Consider the following 21,223-nt stretch of genomic DNA (forward strand, 5'->3'; position numbering starts at 1 on the left):
CTTTATATATTTTATATTAATTTTTATAAGGGATTTTTTTAGGAGGCATATATTTTTCTTTTACTTTTTTACCAGGAGCTTCATATCCTTTAGGTCCCATAGGTCCCATTTCACCTTGAGCCCCATTAGGCCCAGTAGGTCCCATTTCGCCTTTAGGACCAGCAGGTCCCATAGATCCCATTTCACCTTTAGATCCAGAAGGTCCCATAGGTCCCATCTCACCTTTAGGTCCAGAAGGTCCCATAGGTCCCATTTCACCTTTAGGACCAGCAGGTCCCATAGGTCCCATTTCGCCTTTAGCGCCTTTAGGTCCAGCAGGTCCCATAGGTCCCATTTCACCTTGAGCCCCCTTAGGCCCAGTAGGTCCCATTTCGCCTTTAGGACCAGCAGGCCCCATAGGTCCCATTTCACCCTTAGGTACTTGTACACCTATACTCAAATTTGTACCACATAGAGGATTAACATAGGTTTCTTTACCAAAATCTATATATTGAATGGCATTAAGTTTTACGTATATAGGTCCCTTACCGGATGGAGTTTTACCAACAACTCCGCAACTATTTACATCACATATACAAAGTCTTAATATACAATTATTATCTACTAACTTTAATCCAACAATCCTTCCTATACAATTACATAATATATGAAATATTTCACAGTTGCACAAATCGACAGGATATACAAACATAGGGGACATTTTTAAATTTGCACCCTTATCTTTTTTATATTCTTTTTCACAATGGCAATCATCTAAATCATAGTACTTTTTACACTTCTTAGTTTTATTCATACAATCTTTATGCATACAAACACCCCATGTCAAATATTTTAATTTAGTAGTAATACTACATAATATACATATATGATAAAAACATTTAAAAGGAAACAATAAGTCACCAAAATAAGTAAAATATATATACAATAAGTGATGGGAAAATATAAGAGATATTCATTTTATCAAGCATTTTAAATAAGTCACCCTTAAGAAATTTAATACATATAATGATGTAAGGTGTCGTATAGATACTTTAATTAATAAAAGGAGGCTTATTTTGTGAACTCTGAAGAGAAAAATAATAGAATAGAAGGTTATGAAGACTATGAAGATTATATGTTAATGGATAGCATTTCTAAAAGATCTCCTTTTTACAATTTGAACAAGAGTGTTGAAAGAAAGTACAACAAAAATTGTAAAGAAGAAGAAAAATATAATAAAAAGTCAGACGAGAGTAGTGATAACTGCGAAGTAACCGAATCAAATAACAGTACTAAAAGTAATGTAAATCAAAATAATAAAGAAGAAAAAGAGCAAATCAAAAAATCAGACGAGAGTAGTGACAAATGCAAAGTAATAGAATCAAATAATAACACTAAAAGTAATGTAAATCAAAATGATAAAGAAGAAAAAGAGAACAATAAAAAGTCAATCGAGAGTAGCAATAGATATAAAGCAACAGGCTTGCATAACAATACTAGAATTAATGGTAATAAAAATCATAAAGGAGAAGAGCACAACAAAAAGTCAGGCAAGAAAATTAACACAAACAAGTTGGTAGAATTATTACTACAATATATTAATAATAAGAAAATTAATCCATTAACCATAATGAGTTTAGATGAAAATATATATTCAAAATCTAATTTAGAAGGTGTAAATGTATTAGATGGTTTATTATCAAATATGTTAATGAGTGATTATAAACTAAACGAAAGTAATAATAATTCAATTGGCGAAATTATAAAACTAATGAATGGAGGAATATCAAAAATGGAACCAGATTATGGAAATGAAAAAAGTAATAAAAATAATGAAGATATAAATGAAAATTTAAAAAGAATACTAGAAAGCGTAAATATAGATGAATTAAAACAAGAAGTAGAAGGAAAATCTATGGAAGAAATTATAGAAATGGCTAAAAAAGTATCATCAAGTATAAACTTCGATAATAGACAAAATGAAGAAAATAAATCAAATGTGAATAATGATGTAAGTGATATATTAGAAGATGCAGATATAAATAAACTAAAGCAAGAAGTAGAAGGAAAGTCTATGGAAGAAATTGTAGAAATGGCTAAAAAAATAGCATCAAATATAGATTTTGATAATGTACAAAATGATAAAAGCAAACCAAATATGAATAATGATATAAGTAATATATTAGAAGACATAGATATAAATAAACTAAAGCAAGAAGTAGAAGGAAAGTCTATGGAAGAAATTATGGGAATGATAAAAAAGATATCTAAAAAATAATTGCATATATAAATAAGACACCTATAATATTATAGGTGTCTTTTATTAATTAATATATATTATAAGTTATATTATCTTAGCAATGATCATGTCCTTTTTTGTTACAGAAGAATAAAAGGATTATTATTATAAATATAAAGCATTTATTATTATCATCGCAGTCGAAGTCGCAGTTAAATCTATTGTTACAAAGTAATAAAAGTAATATTATTAAAAAGTTATCATCACAAAAACAATTATTTTTTCCAAACATATTAAAACCTCCATTATATTTTTACTTAAGATTTAAATTAAAAGATATAATTTTTTATATCTAATAAATAATATGTACTAAATACAGGAAAAGTTACTAATTTCGACAAAAAAATAGAGTGAATTAGTTATGTAATTAAATCAATTAAAAATATAAAAAATTGTATATAAAAAAGGCACCTATGATATAATAGGAGCCTTTTTTTAATTAATAGATATTATAAGTTATATTATCTTAACAATGATCATGTCTTTTTTTGTTACAGCAGAATAAAAGAATTATTATAAATATAAAGAATACATTTCTATCGTTGCATTTATCATGGTGATCACATTCATTATGATGATCGCAGTCCAATCCATCGTTACAAAGTAATAAAAGTAATATTATTAAAAAATTATCATTACAAAAAATATTATTTCCAAACATATTAAAACCTCCATTATATTTTTACTTAAGATTTAAATTAAAAGATATATTTTCATATATCTAATAAATAATATGTATAAAACACAGAAAAAGTTACTAATTTCGACAAAGTGATTGGAGTAAATTAATGAATTATGTAATTAATTTAAATAAAAAATAAATATATATATAAATGAGGCACCTATAATAGGTGCCTTTTGTTAATTAATATATATTATAACTTACATTATCTTAAGCAATTACCATGTCCTTTTTTATTACAGAAGAATAAAATGATTATTATAAATATAAAGAATTCGTTATTATTACATCTTCTATTGTTATCTTCACAATTGTCTCCATCATGGCCTCTACCGTGACCGCAGCAAAATCCATCGTTACAAAGTAATAAAAGTAATATTATTAAAAAGTTATCATCACAAAAACCATTATTTCTTCCAAATCCATTAAAGTCGTTTCCAAACATATTAAAACCTCCACTATATTTTTATTATTTAAGATTTAAATCAAAAGATATATTTTCATATATCTAATAAATAATATGTACTAAATACAGAAAAAGTTACTAATTTCGACAAAAATATTTAAAATTATACAAAAAGTATTTAACAAATTACTAATATATAAATTAAGCTTAGTAAAAAAGCAAAAGTCGAATTTATTGTATTTCAACATAAAACGAAAATATATAAAAAGGAAAGATAACAGCATTACTTGGAATAAATGATGTGGGTAAATCAATAATATTAAAATATATAAGTGGTCTTACTAAAACAGACAAAGATGAAACACTATGTAGTTAAGATTAAATTTTAATATGAAGATAAATTCATATTAAATATATCAATTTATTGACAATAAATATGTTATATTGGTTATAATTATATGATAGGTAAAAAATAATCATCTATTAGAAGGTAAATTTAATTAGGAGGAATCACAAAGTAAATGAAAGTTGAATGGAATAACAAATATACTACTATATCGGTGTATGCGATTATAGTTATATGCTGTAGTTTATTGTTTTTTAATATATTAGACAAACTACCAGCATTTACTGAAAACTTAAGTTGGGTTATGTCAACATTACAACCTTTTGTTATAGGATTTGTAATAGCATATTTACTTAACTTTATACTAGTATTTTTTGAAGAAAAAATTTTAGTGTTTGATTCAATTAAAAACATGAAACAAAAAGGTAAAAGAGCTATAAGTTTATTATTAACTTACACAACAGCTTTTATAATACTTTATTTATTTATACAATTTGTGTTACCACAGTTAGTAGATAGTGTGGTAGGACTTGTTAATGACATACCAACATATGTAAATAATGTAACTGTATTCATAGAAAGTCTAACTAAAAATATAGATTTAAACAATGAATATATGACTATAGCTGTAGGTAAGTGGAACGAATTTATAGACTATACTATAAAAATAATATCTAATTTAATTCCGGTACTTGGAGGCATGTTAAAAACTACTGCATCAGGTGTTTGGAATATAGTATTAGGCTTAATAATATCTATTTATATGTTAATAGATAAGGAAAAGTTCTGTGGACTTAGCAAAAAAGTAACTTATGCGATATTTAATAAAGCACGTGCTGACAAAGCTATTGAGTTAACAAATAGAGCTAATGATACATTTGGTAAGTTTTTAAGTGGAAAGATAATAGATTCAGCTATAATAGGTGTATTAACTTTCATTGTACTTACAATATTTAAAATGCCATATACATTACTTATATCAGTAATAATAGGTATAACTAACATAATACCATTCTTTGGGCCGTTCTTTGGAGCTATACCTTCAGTTATAATAATAATGTTTGTATCTCCAATTAAAGCATTATGGTTTATATTAATAATAATTATTATACAACAATTAGATGGTAATGTAATAGGACCTAAGATATTAGGAGATTCAATAGGAATATCAGCATTTTGGATATTATTCTCATTATTAGTAGCAGGAAAGTTATTAGGATTAGTTGGAATGATAATAGGCGTTCCTTTATTTGCTTGGCTATACTCTATAGTAAAAGAGATAGTGGAATATAGATTAAAGAAAAAAGGGCTGCCAGAAGATACAGAAAAATATATGTAATGCAAAGAGGCTGTTGTAGAATGATTAAATCTAATCATTTTGCAACAGCCTCTTAAATGTTATAAATTCTGAGAGTAACGTAATAACATTTATATTATTGACAAAAAGAATATAAATATACATAAAAAAATAATTTACTTGATTGAGTCAATTATACATTGTATAATGGAGTAAAAGCTTATTTTATATAAGAGTACTTAGCTATAAATTATTAATCATAATAATCACATCATTAGGAGGAAAAGTCTTATGAGTAGGGAGTTAGAATTAGAAGACAACGAAATAGTAAGAGCTAGTATGAAGTGTTATAGGAAAGTAAGCAATACTGAATTAGTATTAAATTTTTTAACCAATATGTTTGTAGCGAGTCAATCACTAGTTGCAGCAGGAGAAATCGTTAATGAATACATAGTTACATTAACAGATAAAAATTTATACTTAGAAGGAATATATCATGTACCATTAGGGGGATTATCCGAGGGAAACAATTTATCAAAGATACCCTTAAAAAATGTTGAGGATTTTATTGTAGAAGAAAAGGGGAAAGAAGAGTTAGTTACAATATTAGTAAGTAAAGGTAAAAATTTAAAATTAATACGTAAAAACAATGGTTGGACAAATGATGCTATGAAGATTAAAGAGCTATATTTTTAATATAAAAAAGAGCTATCTAATATTAGATGGCTCTTTTTTATGATTTATAATTATGATATAATAAGACAAAATTAAAATATATAAAGAAAGGAAGAGTTATGGCAGAAATAACTATAAAACTTACAAGAGATAATTTTAATTTTAGATTTAAGCAGTATGAAGGAATGTTTTTTAATGCAAGTATAAATGAAGGTAATGAAGTTGTAAGATATAAAATAACTAAAGATAAAGAAGGAAAAGAACTTAAGGAATTTGGTAATACACATATAAAAGAAAATCATATGTTGTATATACCTCAAATTGAAGCATATATAGATTTAAAAACATTAAAATAGAAAATACCCCACTTAAAGTAAATCAAGTGGGGTATTTTCTATTTTAGATAAACATTCTATAAACTAAAAGTATTATAAATAGTACAAGTGCTATCTTAAAGACTAATCCACCTAAAAACTTAATTGCTTTTATAGCGATACCAATTAATACAATAGCCATAACTATTTTAAAAATTAAATCTATACTCATAAAATCACTCCTATTTACTAAGTTATAAATATTTATTAAAAAACATTATAATGCTAATACATAAATGAACAAGCCACTTAAACTCATAATAAATATAATTTATACATAAATTATATAAGATATTAGTATGCATGGCTATACACTACATAAAAATTAATTAAATATATCTACTATTACAATATTATTACAGAAAGACAAAAAATTAGCTAAAAATTGTAAGTTTGTTATATAATATATAATTATTAAAACAGATTACTAAAATAAAAGTAAAGTTTAAATAGGGAGTTAAATATGAGAAGTACAAAATTTTCAATACAAAATATAAAAAATATTCCAAAAGACCCAGCAATACATCATACTAAAGCAAGTTTGCTTGAGAAAATGGGTAAAATAGATAAAGCTATAGAAGTATATATAAAATCTGCAGAAGAAGGATATGTAAAATCTCAATATGCATTAGGTAATATATTTGAATCTAGAGGTCAATACAATGAAGCAGAAAAGTGGTATTCTATGGCATTTAGGAATGGACAAGAAGAAGCTGCTCTTAATCTAGGCAATATATATTTTATATCTAATGCTTATGAATATTCACTTTATTGGTATGAAAAATTGGCTATTTTAGGAGATCTACAAGCTCAAAATAATTTAGGAGTTGTTCATTATAAGCTTAAAGATTATATAAGAAGTGAAAAGTGGTTAAAAGAAGCAGCTAAAGGTAATTTTGGTTTAGCTTGCTTTAATCTAGGTATACTTTATGATAAATTAGGAAAAAAAGAAGAATCTATTGAATATTATAAGAAGGGTTCAGTATTATTAAATGAAGAATCTAAGTATAATTTAGCGATAATAAACTATATAGATGGTGATGATAAGTCAGCAATAAGCTTATATAAACATTTACATAAAGTAGGAAATTTAAAAGGGTGCTTTAATATAGGTCTTATAATGGAGATTAATGAAGAATTTGAAGAGGCCGAAAGATATTATATAAAAAGTGCTGACAAAGGTTGTACAAAGTCTCAATATAGATTGGCATATATATATGATAGAGATGAAGATGATAAAAATGCTATAGAATATTATGAAGAAAGTATAAAAAATGGATGTGCTTTAGCAAGTTATAGATTAGGAAACTTATATAATAGAAATAATGATATAGAAAATGCTAAAAAGTATTATGAGATAGCATCAAATTCAGATATAATAGAAGCTAAAAATAATTTAGCAGGTTTATATTTTGAAGAAGAGGATTATGAAACAGCGAAAAAATATTATGAGGAATGTATAGAAGGAGGATTAATAGAATCTATTGAAAATATGGGTGATTTATATCATAAGATAAATGATATAGACAATGCCATATCTTGTTATAGAAAAATAGAAAATAAGTTATCATGTCAAGTTAAGCTTGGGAAGATATATGAAGATAAGTGTGATTTTGAGAAAGCTTTAATGTGGTATAAAAGAGCTAGTGAAAATCAAGATGTAGAATCTAGCTATAAAGCAGGATGTATATATGAAGCTAATAATGATATAGAAAATGCTAAGAAGTATTTTAATATTGCCATATTAAAAAATCACATAAATTCAAGAATACATTTAGGTAGAATATACTTTGCAGAAGAAAATTATGAAGAAGCAAAGAAAATGTTTGAAACACCAGCGAATGATTCAAATATATATTCACAACACATGCTAGGTCTTATATATGATATTTTCTATAAAGACTATACAAATTCAAAGTATTGGTACGAAAAGGCTAGAAACCAAAAGTGCGAAGAATCTATATATAACTTAGGGCAATTAAGTTTAAAATTAAATGAAGATGAAGAAGCTAAAAAATACTATAAAGAAGGTTTTAATTTAGGAAATAAAAAATGTGAATACATGCTAGCTGGTATATATTATAAGAAAAGTTTAGATATGTATAAAAGTCTAGCAGAAGAAGAATATGATAATTCTAAGCAAATATTAAAGACAATGCCAGATCTGAGCATAAACTTTGATGAAGTACTTACTCCGCCATTTAAAGAAATTGATTTAAATGAGGAAGAAGAAGAGTATGTACCAATATATATATTAGAAAAAGATGAGAATTTAAAATTACAATTTGAAAAACCATTAGAAGAAATGATAATAGATAAATAATAGAAGAAAATACCTCAAAGTAAAATATATTACTTTGAGGTATTTTTACCTTGAAACTAAATATATCATATATATAAAATATGTAGTTATTAAAAATAAACTTTCGTACTTTGTTATTTCTTTATCTTGAACAACAAATATATAAGAAAGTATTATAGCGCATATCATAAATATACTATCCAATATTAGTGCAGGCTCTAGAGATAAAGGAGAGATAAATGCTGATGCACCTAAAATAAATAAAATATTAAATATATTAGAACCAATTACATTCCCAACAGCAATATCGTTTTCACCTTTAGTGGCTGCAATAACAGATGTAATAAATTCTGGTAAAGAAGTACCAAGTGCTACAACTGAGATACCAATTAAGTGATCACTTACGCCAAAGGAATAAGCTATATTAGTTGCACAACTTACAACCATTTTCCCACCAATTATAATAGCTATAAGACCAACTCCTGAAATTAATAAAGACTTAGCTAAAGAATTATCTATAGATATAGAGGCTATATTTGTATTTGCTTCTAAAAATTCATAACTTTCTTTTAGTGACAAGTTTCTATTTCTTAATGCTTCTTTTATCATATCATATAAAAATAGTAAAAATAACAATAAAAGTATCATACCATCAATACGACTTATAGTTAAGTCTATTGACAAGTATAAAGCTATCATAGAGGTAATTATAAGTATTGGCATCTCCTTTTTTACTATTGATTTTCTAACCTGTAAATTTTTAATAAAAGCAGTTGTACCTAAAACCATCAATATATTAAATATATTAGAGCCAATAATATTTCCTAGAGATAAACCATTTTGATTATCTATAGAAGCTATTATACTAACTGAAACTTCAGGTAATGATGTACCAAAAGCTACAATAGTAAGTCCAATTAAAATTGGAGGAATTTTTAGTATAGTGGCAATATCTGATGAACCGTCAACAAAGTAGATAGCCCCTTTTATAAGCAGTAAAAAACCGAAAATTAGTAATATGTAATTCATACAATTACCTCCCAAAAATAAATAAGTAAATATAAGTTCACGCAACTTTATAATAAAAAACCTCCAAGGTAGAGCATGTCTGCCTCGAAGGTCTTGATTTATAAAAAACTTGTTAATCAAGTTATTTTACAAGGGTTCTATAATATATGAAAATTATATTATAGAATATATTAAAATTAATTGTTATATTATAATAGCTTATTTCTAGACATAAAGAATGTAACAACTAAGCAAATTAAAGCAGTAATAACCATTACAATCCAAAATCCATTAATATGATTTGCATAAGGAATACCTCCAACGTTCATTCCAAAGAAACCAGATACAATAGTAGGTATAGTAGTTATAAGAGTAACAGATGTTAAAAACTGCATAACATTATTTTGATTATTACTAATAATAGCACTAAAAGCATCCATAATTCTACTTAATATATCTCCATATATAGTGGCCATCTCTAAAGCCTGTTTATTTTCAACTATAACATCTTCTAGCAAATCTTCATCGTCAGAGTATTTTTTTATACTAGTAGTACGAACCATTTTATTTAAAACTAGTTCTATAGCTTTTAAAGAAGTAGAAAAATAAACTAATGATTTTTCAAGTTCTAGAAGCTGTATAAGTTCTTTATTTTTCATAGATTTAGTAACTTCTTTTTCTATAACGGTAGTTATTTTATTTATTTTTCTTAGATAATATAAATAATAACTAGCATTTTTATGAAGAATTTGAAGTATAAACCTAGTTTTTTTATAAGTGTAAAATTCTTTTATATGGCCTACAATAAAATCATTTATAATTTTAGTTTGAGCAGAACATACAGTAAGTATTGCATTTTCACACATTATTATACCAATAGGAATAGTAGTATAATGAGTTGAATTTACATCACTTTCATCAACTGGGATATCAATAAGTATAAGTGTATGATTATCTTCGACATCTATTCTAGAGCGTTCCTCCTCATCAAGAGCAGATCTTACACTATCTTCATCTATATTTAATAAATTAACTATCTCACTTATTTCATTTTGATTAGGTTCAACAAGATTTATCCAACAGCCATTTTCAAATGAATTTAACTTTTCTAATTTGTTGTCAATAGTCTTATAGTATCTTATCATGGCAACACATCCTTTATTCAATTTTATATAAATCTTATCACTTAGTATTATTAATTAAATGACTGATTTATATAAGAAGATAAGTAAATTAGCCATTTAAAAGATAATAATAAGTGATGCTTTTTAAATCAATATCCCCCAAAGGACTTTGATCCATTTTCCATCACTCTCCTATTAAAAATAATATTAAAAATTTTATATCCTTTAAATAGGATACCTTGTTATCAAACATAAATCAAGTTTTCAGTTAAAAATATATTAAAAAAATAAAGAATATAGCATGATTTATTTGATTAATAATAAAAAATTGTAATATATAGGAAAAATTATTAAATATAATATAAGTAGATAATATTTTTAGAGGGGGAGGAAGTAATATGAGATATAGAGAAATCGGAAATACTGGTGAAAAAGTGTCTATATTAGGATTTGGGTGTATGAGGTTTCCATTAAAGGATAATAAAATAGACAAGAAAAAATCAAGGGAAATGCTTATATATGCAATAGATAACGGTATAAATTATATAGATACAGCATACCCATATCATAATGGAGAAAGTGAAATATTTGTAGGAGAAGTATTAAAAGATGGATATAGAGAAAAGGTTAAATTAGCGACAAAGCTACCTTCATGGCTAGTAAATAAAAGAGAAGATATGTATAAATATATATATGAACAATTAGAAAAATTACAAACTGACTATATAGACTTTTATTTAATACATAATCTAAATAAGAAAGATTATACTAGATTAAAGGAAAATGGGTTATTTGATTTTATAAAAGATATAAAAGAAAGAGGAATAGTAAAACATATTGGTTTTTCATTTCATGATACATTAGATGTATTTAAAGAAATAGTAGATGACTATGACTGGGAATTTGCCCAGATACAGTATAATTACATAGATGAAGATTATCAGGCAGGTACAGATGGACTTATGTATGCTCGAGAAAAAGGATTAGGTATAGTTATAATGGAACCGCTTCGAGGAGGAGCATTAGTAAATAATTTATCTAGTGATATAACAAATATAATTAATAATAGCTTAACTAGTAGAAATGCTGTAGGATGGGCTTTTAAGTTTTTATATGATAAGAAAGAGATAGATGTAGTTTTAAGTGGAATGTCAAGTTTAGAACAAGTTGTAGAGAATATAAATATAGCTTCTAAGGAAGGTATAAAAGAATCTATGAGTAAATATGAAAAAGAAACGATAAAAGAGCTTAGAGATATGTTTAAATCCAAAATAAGAGTAAATTGTACTGGATGTAAATATTGTATACCATGTCCAAACAGTGTTAAAATACCAAACTGCTTTGAATTATTAAATAATGCATTCATGTTTAATGATATAGGAAAAAATAAAGAACAATACAATATGTTTTTAGTAGGGTCGGGAAATGATGCAAAAAAATGTGTAGAATGTGGATTATGTGAAGAGAAATGTCCTCAACATATAAATATAATAGAAAAGTTAAAAGAAGTTAAAGATACATTTAAATGATAAAAATATATTAGTTTTAGAAAATAAAAATAGACTAACATATGTTAGTCTATTTTTATTTTAAATTTTTAGCTTTAGAATTAGGAAATAGCCCTAGATTTAGGAGTGTAAGAGCATTTAAATACAATTAAAGCTAAAATTTAATTATCTATAACTTAGAAGTTAATTCTCTTATAACCTCATCAACAGAAGATAATTTATCTACTTTGTAGGCATTTTCACCACAAAATAGCAATCCATTATCAACATCTCCTTTTACTGCATTTATAAGAGCTTCTGATATACAATAAGGAGTAGTTTTAGGATTACAAGGAATTAAACAATTATAGCATTTAGTTATTTTAGGTGATGATATAGAATTACGTTCTATAAATTTATTGTGTATTGCACGACCAGGCATTCCAACTGGACTTACAACTAAATTTATATTGTCTTTAGTAGAATTTATATAGGTTTGTTTAAATTCATAAGATGCATCACACTCATAAGTTGTAACAAATTTTGTACCTACTTGTACACCACTAGCACCTAGATTTATATATTTTAAAACATCATCAGCACTGAATATGCCGCCAGCGGCTACCACTGGTATTTCTTTATTATATTTAACACTATAAGCTTTGGTAATTTTTAGTATATCTACAAATTCTTTATCATAATTAATGCTATCTATATTTTCTAGTTCACTTTTTTTGTAACCTAAATGACCTCCAGCTTTTGGACCTTCAACTATTATTAAATCAGCTGTAGTTTTGTCTTTTTTGTCCCACATTTTTAGGATAACACTACAAGCTTTAGCAGTTGAGACTATTGGTGCAATTTTTACTTTAGAGCCTTTAATTAAAGAAGGTAATTTAATAGGAAGACCAGCCCCAGATATTATAAGGTCAACACCAGAGGAAATAGCTTCCTTTACATGTTCTTCGTAGTAGTTCATAGCTACCATTAGATTAACACCTATTATTCCTTTATTAGAATTTTCTTTAGCTTTTATTATATGACTTCTAAGGGCCGATAAGTTAGCTCTTAGAGGGTTATATTCAAAATCTTTTTCATCATAGCCAATTTGTACGCCAGATATAACTCCTATACCACCAGCACGACTTACAGCAGCTGCAAGGGAAGATCTAGATACTCCTATACCCATTCCACCTTGTATTATAGGAACTTTAGCTATTAAATCTCCAATTTTTAATGCTTTAATAAAAAACGCCTCCTTAATATAAAAAAAATTATATCAAATATTAATACCAGGTACTAATAATATTATATAATAAATTGTAAGAAAACAACAAGTAAATTTTTAGAAAAATAAAGATATTGTATAATGATATATTATAAAAATTTAAAAAGGTTACAATATTTAAACTATAAATAAATAATAAAAAAGTACTATAATGTATACATAGTAAAAAATAGGAAAAACTAATGAATATACATGAAATTTCAAAATAAATTCATAAATACTTCATATATTAAAGATATAATATAAGCAAAGGAGTGATAGATATGGGTATAATACTTATAACAGCAGTAATAGTTTGTGTTATGTATGGATTAACATTCTTATCATGTTTAAGCGAGAATCACATACTAGATGATATAAACCAATAGACGACATAAAATAAAATATTAAATAGATATAGAATAAACATAAAAAAGAAGTTTGCTATAAAAATAGCAAACTTCTTTTTTATAAAAGACAAATTAAGTATAAATTAGATATAATAGTGGATAATTAGATAACAAAAATTAAAAAATATATAATACAAAGTAAAAAGGGAGACTTAATATGAAAACAATAGGTATAGTTACAGATGGATTATCCACATTAGAGGTCTTTTTAAACAACAATATAAAGATGATATTCAAAGACAAATTAAAAATAAACAATTATTTTTTTAATAATCTACAAAAAGGTCAAAAAATCGATGATGATATAATTCTTGTCATGCTTAGAGATAGGTCTATAAAACTAAAAAATTATATAGATGATAGCAAGAAAATAATAATAATAAATAGAAGTGTAAAGCAAAAAGATATATACAGACTGTTTTCACTACCTAAAAATATAGATGTGTTAGTTGTAAACGATAACAAGGAAACAATACTTGAAACTATATCCATGCTATACCACATAGGTATAAATCACTTAAATTTAATTCCCTATGATAAAGAAAAAGAATACAAGGATATTAAAGTTTGTGTAACTCCTGGTGAAACACACTTAGTTCCTGATTATATAGAAGAAGTAATTGATATAGGGCATAGATTTATAGACATATCTACATTTCTACAAATAATAACCAAACTAAAAATCGATGAAAAAGAAGTAACACAAAGACTAATAAAATACTCTGAAGAAGTTATTAGTATACATTCAGGAATAAATCATACCTATAAAAATCTTACAGTAGAAAATGATGAGCTAAAATCTATTATAAAGTTATCTAAAAATGGTATGATATTACTTTCAAATGAAGGTATTATAAAAGTCCTTAATGAAAGTGTGAAAAATATTTTAGATATAAAAGAAGATATAATAGGTAAAAACATTAAAAATTTAGATGATAAAGAATTAAAAGATATATTAAATAAAGATAAGACAAAAGATGATAATGTTATTAAATATAAAGATAAGTATATAACAATAAACAAGCACACAATAAATAGCTTTGGTAAAAATATAGGGTCATATTTTTGTATACAAGAGGTAACTTATATAAAAAAATTAGAACAAAATTTAAGTAAAGTTCTTAAAGATAAAGGTCAAGTAGCTAGATATACTTTTGATGATATTAAAACTAATTCTATAAATATGGAAAATACAAAAAAGTTAGCCAGAAAGATATCTAAATCAGATTATACAGTTTTAATAACTGGTGAAAGTGGAACTGGAAAAGAGTTGTTAGCTCAGTCTATACATAATGATTCAAATAGAAGTAAACAACCTTTTATAGCTATAAACTGTGCTGCTATGCCTGAAAATTTATTAGAAAGTGAGTTATTTGGATACGAAGAAGGAGCATTTACTGGTGCATTAAAAGGTGGTAAAAAAGGACTATTTGAACAAGCTCATAATGGAACTATATTTTTAGATGAAATAGGGGATATGCCTATGTATCTTCAAACTAAGTTACTTAGAGTACTTCAAGAAAATCAAATTATGCCAGTTGGAGGACAAAGCGTAATAGATATTGATGTTAGAGTAATAGCAGCAACAAATAGAGATTTGCTTAAAATGATAAAAGAAGAAAAGTTTAGGGCAGATTTATATTATAGAATAAATGTATTACCTATACACATACCTCCACTTAGAGAGAGAAAAGAAGATATAGATATGATGCTTAAACATTTTATAAAAAGAAAAATTAAGGTAAGTGAAGATGTAAAAATTATAATAAATGATTATGATTGGCCAGGTAATATAAGAGAGTTAAGAAATACAGCTATGTATATAGATACTATGGCATCAAAAGATGAAGTTACTACAAATGATTTACCTCATAATCTAACTAATATAAAAAAGGATTATAAAAAAGATATAGATTATATAAAAAATAGAACATCTTTAGAAAAGACAGTAAAGGTAATGAAATGTATCAAAAATCATAATGACTTAAATAAATCATTAGGAAGAAGTGCTATACTTAAAGAACTTATAAAAGAAGATATACTAATAAGTGAAGGTGAAATTAGACATATATTAGAAGTATTAAAAGGAAGAAATATTGTAGTATCAAAAAGTGGTAGGAAAGGAAGCGAATTAAGTCAAAAGGGAATAGAGGTGCTTAAGTTATTAAAATAGGCAGTTAAGTAGGCAGATTTAACTGCCTATTTAACCTATAAATATATTTTAACATTATGTATTATTTAATAAGTAAAGTAAAAGTTTTCCTAAAACAAATATTGAAAAAATTTTTATGATTATTGCTATTTTTCTATTGAAAATATTCATGAAACTAGACTAAATTAACTCATAAAATGAGTGTATACCTTTATTAGAAGAACATCTGAAAATGTATAAAATTAAAAAATATATTAAGTTAATGGACTTAAAAATTATACAAAATATCTAAATATAAAAAAATAAAATACAAATTTGGCATAGTGTTTGCTTAAAGTAATTGATGTACAAAAGATTATAGTTATAATCTAAAAATAATAGAAGAATTGGAGTGCATTAATTTATGACAAACAAAAAGCCTATAGTAGGTATATCAGGTAGCCTTATAATAGATGAAGGAGGAATGTTTCCAGGATACGAAAGAGCATATGTAAATAATGACTATGTTCAATCAGTCGCTATGTGTGGGGGTGTACCTTACATAGTTCCAATGGTTTATAATGATGAAATAATAAGAGAACAAGTAAAAAATATAGATGCTCTTATTTTATCTGGAGGGCATGATGTAAATCCCTTAAATTGGGGAGAAGAACCACATCAAAAATTAGGTGGAATATTACCTAAAAGAGATGCTTATGATTTTAAATTATTAAAATATGCCTTAGAAATGAAGAAGCCAATTTTAGGTATATGTAGAGGAGAACAAGTTATAAATGTATGTGAAGGAGGTAGCTTATATCAAGACTTATCTCTAATAGATGGATGTTATATAAAACATAATCAAGGTCATTTATCAAATGTAGCTACACATACAGCCATAATAAGAGAAGGTACGAAGTTACATAATATATTAGGAGAAAGTGAGATACATGTTAATAGTTTTCACCATTTAGCTGTAAATGAGTTAGCTAATGGATATATAGTTTGTGCAGAATCTAAAGATGGAGTAATTGAAGCTATAGAAAAAGAAGGAGAAGAATTTGTATTAGGAATTCAATGGCATCCAGAAATGATGACAAAGGATTATCCTATCATGCAAAAGCTATTTAAGGCATTAATAACAGAAGCAACTAAATAATTATAAATATATATTTTGGTGGAGGAAGACTATGGAAAGTAGTAAAAAATTAGGTTTTTGGAGTATAGTACTTCTAGGCATTAACTCAATCATAGGTTCAGGTATATTTGGATTGCCAGGAGAGGCATATAAAATGATAGGACCTGCAAGTATTGTTGTACTAGTATTTTGTACAGTACTTGCAGTATCTATAGCGCTTTGTTTTGCTGAGGCAGGAAGTTGGTTTGATGAAAATGGTGGACCATATCTTTATGCTAAGGAAGCGTTTGGTCAATTTATAGGTTTTGAAGTTGGATTTATGAAGTGGGCTATAGGTATGATAGCTTGGGCAGCTATGGCAAACTTTTTTGCAATAACGATTTCTACTGTTTGGCCTCAAGCAGCAGATCCATTTACTAAAAATGTTATAATAGGTGTAGTATTAATAGGTCTTGGAATAGTAAACATAATGGGTGTACAAGCATCAAAAGTTTTAAATGATATAATAACTATAGGTAAACTTGTTCCATTAATATTCTTTATAGTTGTAGGAATTTTCTTTGTAAAAGGTGGTAACTTTAAACCGTTTGTAATTGTACCATCTGGTGAAGCTACAACAACAGCATTTGTTGCAGCTGCAATATCATTATTTTATGCATTTACAGGATTTGAATCTTTGGCAGTTGCAGCAAAGGATATGGAAAATCCTAGGGAAAACGTTCCAAAAGCTTTAATTACAGTGATGGCAATAGTATCAATTGTATATGTGTTTGTTTTAGCTATAAGTGTTGGTGTATTAGGCCCTAAGTTAAGTGGAGCAGCAACACCTGTAGCAGATGCAGCTAAATCAATGGTAGGTAATATTGGAACTTATATAATAACAATAGGAACAGTAATATCTGTTGGTGGTATAAATATAGCAGCATCTTTCTTAACACCAAGATCAGGGGTTGCATTAGCTGAACAAGGATTAGTTCCAAAGTGCATAGCTAAAAATAATAAAAAAGGTGCTCCATATATAGCAATAATAATAACAGTTGTTGGAACTCTTTTAATAGCTTGGTCAGGTTCATTTAAATTTTTATTACAAATAAGTGTTATATCTAGATTTATACAATATATACCAACATGTATAGCAGTATTAGTATTTAGAAAGAAATATAAAGATAAGCAAGTAAGATTTAGAATACCAGGTGGAGCATTTGTACCAATATTTGCAGTATTAATTAGTTTATGGCTATTAATAGAAGCAGGAATTAGTGACCCTATGAAGATAGTATGGGGACTAGGTGGATTACTAATAGCTGTACCATTCTATTTCTATATGACTAAAGTGTATAAAGTTAAAAATGTTGAATAATAAATAGTATCTAGAATTAATATTTTAGAAATATAAAAAAGAACACTTTAGAGAATTACTAAAGTGTTCTTTTTATAAACTATTTATTAGCTTGTCTAGATTTGTTGTATTTTAATCTATCATGCTCATTTAAGAATTTCTTTCTAAGTCTTATAGCATCTGGAGTTATTTCAACTAACTCATCATCTTCTATAAATTCTAAAGCTTCTTCTAATGTGAATGTTCTAGCAGCTTGTAACTTAACTGCTTCATCAGTACCAGAAGCACGAACGTTAGTTAATTTCTTATTTTTACAAGGGTTAACAGTCATGTCATCTTTTCTAGAGTTCATACCTATTATCATACCTTCGTAAACTTCAACAGCAGGGTCAACAAACATTTGAGCTCTTTCGCTTAATGCATTAAGAGCATAAGCCATAGTAGTACCAGCTGTTTGAGCTATTAAAACTCCGTTAGTTCTTCCAGGTATTTCACCTTTATGTTCTTCATATCTCTCAAATGATCTAACTAAAGAACCTTCTCCACGAGTATCGTTTATGAATTCACTTCTGTATCCAAGTAATCCTCTTGTTGGAGCGATGAATGTTATTTTAACATAGTCACCTTCTATTTCCATAGCTTCCATCATTGCTTTTCTTAGGTTTAATTTATTTATCACAGTTCCTGAGTAAACTTCTGGACAGTTAACTATAACTCTTTCCATTGGCTCTAATAACTTACCATCTTCTTTTATAAATAAAACTTCTGGTTTAGAAACACCTATTTCGTATCCTTCACGTCTCATGTTTTCTAAAAGGATAGATAAGTGAAGCTCTCCACGTCCTGATACTCTGTATCCATCAGTTGTGTCTAATGGCTCAACTTTAAGACCAACATTAACTTCTAATTCTTTGTCTAATCTATCTTTTAAGTGTCTTGTAGTTACGAACTTACCACTTTTTCCGCAGAATGGAGAGTCATTAACTAAGAAGTTCATAGATAAAGTAGGTTCTTCTATGTGTATCATTTCCATTGGAATTGGATTGTCACTATCACATATAGTTTCACCTATAGATATATCACTTATACCAGCTATAACAACTATATCTCCAGCATAAGCTTCATCTTTTTCAACTTGGTTTAATCCTTCATAAACTGTAAGCTTAGATATTCTTCCTTTAGCTACTGAACCATCAGCTTTACATATAGAAACTTGAGAACCATTTTTTATAGTTCCTTTGTAAACTCTACCGATTCCAAGTCTACCTACATAGTCATCATAAGCAAGTGCAGATATTTGTAATTGAAGAGGTTCTTCACTGTAATCAGGGTATGCTTCAACATGTTCAACAACAGTTTCAAATAATGGAGCTAAGTTAGTACTTTCATCGTCCATTTCTTTCTTAGCTATACCTTGTTTAGCTATACCGTATATTATTGGGAATTCACATTGCTCATCAGTTGCGTTTAAGTCAACGAATAAGTCAAATACTTCATCAACAACTTCTTCAGCTCTTTGATCTTGCTTGTCTATCTTGTTTATGAAAAGTATTGGTCTAAGTCCAGCTTCTAAAGATTTTTGTAAAACGAATCTTGTTTGAGGCATTGGTCCTTCACTAGCATCAACTAGTAATATAACTGTATCAACAGTCTTTATAACACGTTCAACTTCAGAAGAGAAGTCACTATGTCCTGGTGTATCTACTATATTTATCTTGTAGTCCTTATAGTTTATAGAACAGTTTTTAGAATATATTGTTATACCTCTTTCTGCTTCAAGGTCATTACTATCCATTACACAGTCTTTAACTACTTCATTATCTCTAAATGTTCCAGATTGATGCAAGAAAGCATCAACTAAAGTTGACTTACCAGCATCAACGTGGGCTATAACCGCTATGTTTATTATTTTGTTTTTTGACATTGAATATGCTCCTTTCGCATTAAAATAACTTATTTAGTATAGCACAGTATAACTGTGTATACAAGATACTAAAACTTAAAATAAAAGTATAACAATGAATATATTTTATGTAAAAAAAAATAATTTAAAGTTAATTTTAAAGATAAAAAATAAAAGTTAGTTTTTTTATCTAAGGGAAAATGTTTGTGGTAAAGGGTAGATATGTATTAAAAGTTTTGAATAGAATTTAGATTGCATTTTTAAGTTTAATGAAAATAACAATGAGAAAATCAATAAATACAAATAAAAAAATATTAATTAAATGAAAAAATCCTACCTATATATATAGGTAGGATTTTAATGTCTAAAATATGTCTAAAAATTATTATAATATAAATTTAAAAATCTTAGTTAATATTAAATTATTTTTTGAATATTCCAAATGGCTTACCAACAGGTAAAAATACTCTTCCAAAATGAGCATTCAGTACTGAAGCAGCAGAACCATAGAATGAGAATACTGCTATAAGCATTTCTGAGTATGCAGCAAATGTATGAGTTGCTTCTGACATTATACCGAATGAACTTAAAGTAAGCCCTATAAATAAGCAGTCTATAAGTACAAATATTATAAATAATACTTTATGTGTCTCCATTGCGCCTATAGTCATATATAAAGTAAATATTAGGTAACCTAAGTATGCAAAACCTAATTGCTTAACATCTATAGTAGAAGCTAAAGCTTGTCCAAATACTCCATTTTGAATTAACCATACTAATCCAACTGAGTACCAGAAAAATGCATATCCACCAAATGCAGTAGCTCCAAATGTATTGTTATGTTTAAAATCGTTTATACTTGCCATTAATTGGGCAGATGCTCCTAAAAATATTGCCCATGGTATAACAAAAGATACACCAGAAGTTAATCCTAACTTTTGAGATGATGCAACTAATGTTATCATTGCTAATCCAAAAAGCCCTAATGCTGAAGGATCAGCAGTTACAACTTTAACTTTAGTTTCGTTCATGATTGCCTCCAAAAAAATTTATTTA

19 protein-coding genes are annotated in these 21,223 nt (G+C 26.7%); 9 read left to right on the forward strand and 10 right to left on the reverse strand.

Annotated elements, in window-relative coordinates:
• Nucleotides 1–16: 16 nt before the first annotated feature.
• A complete protein-coding gene (locus ABCP60_RS01780; RefSeq protein ID WP_343101079.1) occupies nucleotides 17–808 on the reverse strand; it encodes a hypothetical protein in 792 nt (263 codons plus the stop codon).
• Nucleotides 809–1,057: 249 nt separating this feature from the next.
• Between ABCP60_RS01780 and ABCP60_RS01785 the strand changes: the two genes are divergently transcribed.
• On the forward strand, nucleotides 1,058–2,257 hold the full coding sequence (locus ABCP60_RS01785) for a hypothetical protein (protein WP_343101080.1): 1,200 nt from the start codon (nucleotides 1,058–1,060) through the stop codon (nucleotides 2,255–2,257).
• 76 nt (nucleotides 2,258–2,333) lie between these two features.
• Here the strand turns inward: ABCP60_RS01785 and ABCP60_RS01790 are convergent, their stop codons facing one another.
• The 3 genes from ABCP60_RS01790 to ABCP60_RS01800 all read right to left on the reverse strand — a co-directional run bounded on the left by ABCP60_RS01790 (nucleotide 2,334) and on the right by ABCP60_RS01800 (nucleotide 3,405).
• On the reverse strand, nucleotides 2,334–2,510 hold the full coding sequence (locus ABCP60_RS01790; protein ID WP_343101081.1) for a hypothetical protein: 177 nt from the start codon (nucleotides 2,508–2,510) through the stop codon (nucleotides 2,334–2,336).
• A 234-nt stretch (nucleotides 2,511–2,744) separates the two neighbouring features.
• On the reverse strand, nucleotides 2,745–2,939 hold the full coding sequence (locus ABCP60_RS01795) for a hypothetical protein (RefSeq protein ID WP_343101082.1): 195 nt from the start codon (nucleotides 2,937–2,939) through the stop codon (nucleotides 2,745–2,747).
• Between the two features lie 226 nt (nucleotides 2,940–3,165).
• Nucleotides 3,166–3,405, reverse strand: coding sequence for a hypothetical protein (locus ABCP60_RS01800; protein WP_343101083.1), 240 nt, complete (start codon nucleotides 3,403–3,405; stop codon nucleotides 3,166–3,168).
• 482 nt (nucleotides 3,406–3,887) lie between these two features.
• On the opposite strand from ABCP60_RS01800, the gene ABCP60_RS01805 reads away from it, so the two are divergent.
• From ABCP60_RS01805 to ABCP60_RS01815, 3 genes are all read left to right on the forward strand, one after another.
• Nucleotides 3,888–5,051: an AI-2E family transporter gene (locus ABCP60_RS01805; protein WP_092926690.1), complete on the forward strand. Its 1,164-nt coding sequence runs from the start codon at nucleotides 3,888–3,890 to the stop codon at nucleotides 5,049–5,051.
• 249 nt (nucleotides 5,052–5,300) lie between these two features.
• Nucleotides 5,301–5,705, forward strand: a complete 405-nt coding sequence (locus tag ABCP60_RS01810; RefSeq protein WP_166505073.1) for a hypothetical protein — start codon at nucleotides 5,301–5,303, stop codon at nucleotides 5,703–5,705.
• Nucleotides 5,706–5,812: 107 nt separating this feature from the next.
• Nucleotides 5,813–6,040, forward strand: coding sequence for a hypothetical protein (locus ABCP60_RS01815; RefSeq protein ID WP_166506227.1), 228 nt, complete (start codon nucleotides 5,813–5,815; stop codon nucleotides 6,038–6,040).
• A 43-nt stretch (nucleotides 6,041–6,083) separates the two neighbouring features.
• Here ABCP60_RS01815 and ABCP60_RS01820 read toward each other — a convergent pair whose 3' ends face one another.
• Nucleotides 6,084–6,230, reverse strand: a complete 147-nt coding sequence (locus ABCP60_RS01820) for a hypothetical protein (protein WP_343101084.1) — start codon at nucleotides 6,228–6,230, stop codon at nucleotides 6,084–6,086.
• 291 nt (nucleotides 6,231–6,521) lie between these two features.
• On the opposite strand from ABCP60_RS01820, the gene ABCP60_RS01825 reads away from it, so the two are divergent.
• Nucleotides 6,522–8,381 (forward strand): sel1 repeat family protein, encoded by a 1,860-nt coding sequence (locus ABCP60_RS01825; RefSeq protein WP_092926686.1) that lies wholly within the window; start codon nucleotides 6,522–6,524, stop codon nucleotides 8,379–8,381.
• Nucleotides 8,382–8,426: 45 nt separating this feature from the next.
• Here ABCP60_RS01825 and ABCP60_RS01830 read toward each other — a convergent pair whose 3' ends face one another.
• Entirely contained in the window at nucleotides 8,427–9,389 is a 963-nt protein-coding gene (locus tag ABCP60_RS01830; protein ID WP_166505075.1) for a calcium/sodium antiporter, read from the reverse strand.
• Between the two features lie 188 nt (nucleotides 9,390–9,577).
• Nucleotides 9,578–10,513, reverse strand: a complete 936-nt coding sequence (locus ABCP60_RS01835) for a magnesium transporter CorA family protein (RefSeq protein ID WP_343101085.1) — start codon at nucleotides 10,511–10,513, stop codon at nucleotides 9,578–9,580.
• Nucleotides 10,514–10,890: 377 nt separating this feature from the next.
• On the opposite strand from ABCP60_RS01835, the gene ABCP60_RS01840 reads away from it, so the two are divergent.
• The gene (locus ABCP60_RS01840; protein WP_092926680.1) at nucleotides 10,891–12,021 is read left to right on the forward strand and encodes an aldo/keto reductase; all 1,131 of its coding nucleotides are present in this window, start codon (nucleotides 10,891–10,893) and stop codon (nucleotides 12,019–12,021) included.
• A 148-nt stretch (nucleotides 12,022–12,169) separates the two neighbouring features.
• Here ABCP60_RS01840 and ABCP60_RS01845 read toward each other — a convergent pair whose 3' ends face one another.
• Complete coding sequence (locus ABCP60_RS01845) at nucleotides 12,170–13,225, reverse strand: nitronate monooxygenase family protein (protein ID WP_343101431.1); 1,056 nt, start codon at nucleotides 13,223–13,225, stop codon at nucleotides 12,170–12,172.
• Between the two features lie 588 nt (nucleotides 13,226–13,813).
• Here ABCP60_RS01845 and ABCP60_RS01850 point away from each other — a divergent pair.
• The 3 genes from ABCP60_RS01850 (at nucleotide 13,814) to ABCP60_RS01860 (ending at nucleotide 18,285) form a co-directional block, all read left to right on the forward strand.
• The gene (locus tag ABCP60_RS01850; protein WP_092926676.1) at nucleotides 13,814–15,829 is read left to right on the forward strand and encodes a sigma 54-interacting transcriptional regulator; all 2,016 of its coding nucleotides are present in this window, start codon (nucleotides 13,814–13,816) and stop codon (nucleotides 15,827–15,829) included.
• A gap of 382 nt (nucleotides 15,830–16,211) precedes the next feature.
• Complete coding sequence (locus ABCP60_RS01855) at nucleotides 16,212–16,946, forward strand: gamma-glutamyl-gamma-aminobutyrate hydrolase family protein (protein ID WP_092926674.1); 735 nt, start codon at nucleotides 16,212–16,214, stop codon at nucleotides 16,944–16,946.
• A gap of 31 nt (nucleotides 16,947–16,977) precedes the next feature.
• Complete coding sequence (locus ABCP60_RS01860; protein ID WP_092926672.1) at nucleotides 16,978–18,285, forward strand: APC family permease; 1,308 nt, start codon at nucleotides 16,978–16,980, stop codon at nucleotides 18,283–18,285.
• Nucleotides 18,286–18,364: 79 nt separating this feature from the next.
• Here the strand turns inward: ABCP60_RS01860 and typA are convergent, their stop codons facing one another.
• A complete protein-coding gene (gene typA / locus ABCP60_RS01865) occupies nucleotides 18,365–20,188 on the reverse strand; it encodes a translational GTPase TypA (RefSeq protein ID WP_092926670.1) in 1,824 nt (607 codons plus the stop codon).
• A gap of 401 nt (nucleotides 20,189–20,589) precedes the next feature.
• Nucleotides 20,590–21,198, reverse strand: coding sequence for a GPR1/FUN34/YaaH family transporter (locus ABCP60_RS01870; protein ID WP_092926668.1), 609 nt, complete (start codon nucleotides 21,196–21,198; stop codon nucleotides 20,590–20,592).
• Between the last annotated feature and the right edge of the window lie 25 nt (nucleotides 21,199–21,223).

Source organism: Romboutsia sp. MSSM.1001216sp_RTP31141st1_G3_RTP31141_220114 (assembly GCF_039031195.1).
Taxonomy (GTDB): Bacteria; Bacillota; Clostridia; order Peptostreptococcales; family Peptostreptococcaceae; genus Romboutsia_C; species Romboutsia_C hominis.